The organism is Nostoc sp. CHAB 5715 (genome assembly GCF_020829685.1).
Classification (GTDB): Bacteria; Cyanobacteriota; Cyanobacteriia; order Cyanobacteriales; family Nostocaceae; genus Nostoc.
Genome location: NZ_JAIVFR010000876.1, coordinates 1 through 3,203 on the forward strand (window position 1 = coordinate 1; position 3,203 = coordinate 3,203).

The 3,203-nt window shown below is 39.5% G+C and carries 4 protein-coding genes and 1 pseudogene; 3 read left to right on the forward strand and 2 right to left on the reverse strand.

Features of this window, described 5'->3' with window-relative positions; all coding sequences use genetic code 11:
- Positions 1–220 precede the first annotated feature (220 nt).
- Positions 221–556: a hypothetical protein gene (locus LC574_RS32945; RefSeq protein WP_229457793.1), complete on the reverse strand. Its 336-nt coding sequence runs from the start codon at positions 554–556 to the stop codon at positions 221–223.
- 86 nt (positions 557–642) lie between these two features.
- On the opposite strand from LC574_RS32945, the gene LC574_RS32950 reads away from it, so the two are divergent.
- Complete coding sequence (locus LC574_RS32950) at positions 643–789, forward strand: group II intron maturase-specific domain-containing protein (protein ID WP_368736765.1); 147 nt, start codon at positions 643–645, stop codon at positions 787–789.
- Position 790: 1 nt separating this feature from the next.
- On the opposite strand, the gene LC574_RS32955 is transcribed toward LC574_RS32950, so the two are convergent.
- A complete protein-coding gene (locus tag LC574_RS32955) occupies positions 791–1,579 on the reverse strand; it encodes a peroxiredoxin-like family protein (RefSeq protein ID WP_229457795.1) in 789 nt (262 codons plus the stop codon).
- Between the two features lie 85 nt (positions 1,580–1,664).
- Between LC574_RS32955 and LC574_RS32960 the strand changes: the two genes are divergently transcribed.
- Both LC574_RS32960 and LC574_RS32965 read left to right on the forward strand, forming a co-directional pair.
- Positions 1,665–2,909, forward strand: coding sequence for an AAA family ATPase (locus LC574_RS32960; protein ID WP_229457796.1), 1,245 nt, complete (start codon positions 1,665–1,667; stop codon positions 2,907–2,909).
- Between the two features lie 5 nt (positions 2,910–2,914).
- Positions 2,915–3,203, forward strand: a pseudogene (locus tag LC574_RS32965) (hypothetical protein); the annotation flags it as partial.

Here is a 3,203-nt window from a genome sequence, read left to right on the forward strand (position 1 = left end):
AACTGATGTTTCAAGTTACCAAGTAGTTGCTTAACGAGAAAACCAGGTTTCAGCGTTGAAATAGATTTGTATTATTAATGTAATAATACTTAACCCGGTTTTCTGTTCCAATGGTACTAATACCCCTATTTACCGAGGAGCGATGGCGTAACCGCCCAGCGTAGCTGATCGCAGTGGTCAAGTGGTCAAGTGCATTACTTGAGACTATGCACTCAACGATTTAAGAAGCTAGCAAACCCGACATCTCCAATACTCGCTGTGACCAAGTAGACGCAACAGATGCAATATCTGTAATTTCCATTGATTTGTCCCAAACATTGATCCAGTTTTGTAATAAGTCTTGGAGTTGATTTAATTCAACATTATTAATTTCACTTTTTTGTTGTATTAAAGACACGTACAACAAACTTTCTGACAACAATATTGGAACTAATTCACGAATTGCACTCTTTTGTGACCAAGAGTTAAGGCGTGCCAAACTAGCTGCCAATTCTCCTAATTGTTGCGCGTGGGGTTGACGTAAAAAACTTGTTTCAATTGCACTCCAGTTAGGCATTACAATCTTCCTAGCAGGTCAAGGTGTATTACGAACAAATTGCCGGAATAATAGAACAGCATAAATCCGCCCCTTAAGCGGCACTAATAGCTCACTTGAATCCAGTCATCACTGGATGGGCTAATTATTTCAGCACAGTAGTCAGCAAGGAAACGTATTCCGAGCTAGACATGAAAGTGTACCAGAAGCTAAAAAGCTGGGGCAAAAGAAGACATCCGAACAAGTCAGTTTAGTTTAACTAAAGCTATTTGCTTCGATAAAGGATAAAAATGATAGAGACTGACTCATATTAGCAGCAAAGCCCAGAATTCCTGGATCTCGATGAGAGTAAAGTAACTGGCCTTTGCTATCAAACAAAAAAGTTCCACCACGCTGAGTTAAGTAGGCAGAATTTGGTACATAAGTGTGCCAATTGCTCAGAACTTCCACCATATTACGTAGCCGGAGAGTTGCTAATTCAAAGGGACGTTGAAAACCATTTGGGCCAGCTAATCGGAAAAACGAGCCTTTAAAAGCAGGTAGAGGAGTACCTTGAATAATTTCATCATCTTCAATGAGTTGAGGGGCTTGACGATCTCCCCTGTATCCCCGAAAAACTTCTCCTAGCGTTCCCGGACTTCCAAACCCTGCACACATTAACATTAGATTTAGCCAAGCTTGATGAGACACAGAAAGTCCAGGTAGAGGAAGATTGAGACCTGAATAAAGTTTAAGTTGGTGATGTAGTTCTGCATTAGGTTCAACAAATAAATTTTCCGGTGAAAATCCTGTATATTGACAGAATCTTGTTCCAGAGGTGCGTGAGCCAATTCCCACTGCACGAATAGTGAGTTTTTCAGGAGGCAATTTTTTAGCTTTGCGCTGTAACCACCATGCATATTCAAGACTATCAAAATCCCCAAGTTGTGGCCAGACTAAAATCAGGATATGTGAGGCAGTCTCGCAATTTTCTAGTAGGGGTCGGGTTATGCCATCACTAACACACTGAAGTTCAGTCTGATTAAGGATATTGTAGGGATTCATTAAAAATGATTAACTGCTATTGAGCTATCCAATTTTAATTTATAAGAAGTAAGTTGATCAATATAAATTTGTGTATGAGAGCCAAATGTTAAAAGAACTTCACCTCCAACAAGTTGGTCCAGCTGCCCATTTTGATGTCGCATTTGCCGATAGGCTCAATATATTTACGGGTGATAATGGTTTAGGTAAAAGTTTTTTACTCGATATTGCTTGGTGGGTGATGACTACAAATTGGGCGGAGCAACCAGCGTACCCACAGCGAGTCAGAGGTGAAAATCCACAAATTACAGCCGTAGTTAGCAATAAAAAAAATATAAGAGAGTATCAGAGCCAGTTTGATTTTTCTGAACAGCAATGGCGTAATTTACAAATGCCGCCTTTATTAAAAGAAGTAGTGATTTATGTGCGGGTTGATGGTAGTTTTTCTGTTTTTGACCCTGCTCGCCAACGCGATATTGCTTATAATTTTAATCCAAATACACTTTGGAATGGATTAAAGTCAAAAGGTAAAGTTATTTGTAATGGTCTAATTCAAGATTGGGTTACATGGCAGAATCAACCCAATAAATATCCATTTGAACTCTTTTCTAATGTCATTAAAAAACTTGCACCTCACCCTTCCGAATGGATAGAAGTGGGAGAAACAACGCGAGTTTCTATTGAAGACGTGCGCGATATTCCTACAGTGAACCTACCTTACGGGAATGTTCCTGTCACTCAAACATCAGCCGGAATGAAGCGTATTCTGGGACTAGCTTATTTACTAGTGTGGACTTGGTACGAACATAAAAAAGCTTCCGAACTGCGACAACAAAAGCCAGTAAATCAGATAGTTTTACTAGTTGATGAAATTGAATCTCATTTACATCCTCGTTGGCAGAGGGTGATTTTACCAGCTATTTTATCTGTGGTGACAGAATTACAACCCAGGATGAAGATACAGGCTTTAGTAACTACTCATTCTCCACTTGTTCTTGCTTCCTTAGAGCCAAATTTTAATGAGCAAGAAGATCAACTATTTTTATTTAAATTACAAGATAGAGAGGTTAGCCTTGACGAAGTACCTTGGTCAAAACAAGGGGACATAGTTGGATGGTTAACCTCAGACATTTTTGGACTCAAACAAGCCCGTTCCAAAGAAGCAGAAATTGCAATTGAAGCAGCAGAGGCTTGGATGCGTGCTGATGATATGAATGCGTTTCCAGAAAATCTGAGAATACCAACACAAATTCATCAGGAACTTCAAAGAGTTTTACCAGGACATGACCCATTTTGGCCCCGTTGGATAGTTACAACGGAGAAAAGAAATTTTGGGTTATCAGAGGTATAACACAGATGATGCCATTTAACCCTCCTCAAGAACCGCCTGATTTTGATAAAAAAGTGCGACAACTAGGAAATGCTTGGTTGGCAAAAAACCCAGATCCCAAAAAAGGAACCAGAGATTATTGGTCGCCTTTCAAAAGTGATTTAGCTGATGGATTTAGTAATCTGTGTGGCTATAGCGTAATGTATGAACCAGTTGGTACAGTAGATCATTATCGCAGCCGTGAAAATTATCGCAATTTAGCTTATGAATGGAGCAATTTACGCTTTGCTTCTGCTTGGATAAACAGTAGTAAAG

What these genes read in the sequence shown, in the direction of transcription:
- LC574_RS32955 (WP_229457795.1), bottom strand. Translation starts at nt 1,579, where the DNA reads ATGAATCCCTACAATATCCTTAATCAGACTGAACTTCAGTGTGTTAGT.
- LC574_RS32945 (WP_229457793.1), bottom strand. Translation starts at nt 556, where the DNA reads ATGCCTAACTGGAGTGCAATTGAAACAAGTTTTTTACGTCAACCCCAC.
- LC574_RS32960 (WP_229457796.1), top strand. Translation starts at nt 1,665, where the DNA reads ATGTTAAAAGAACTTCACCTCCAACAAGTTGGTCCAGCTGCCCATTTT.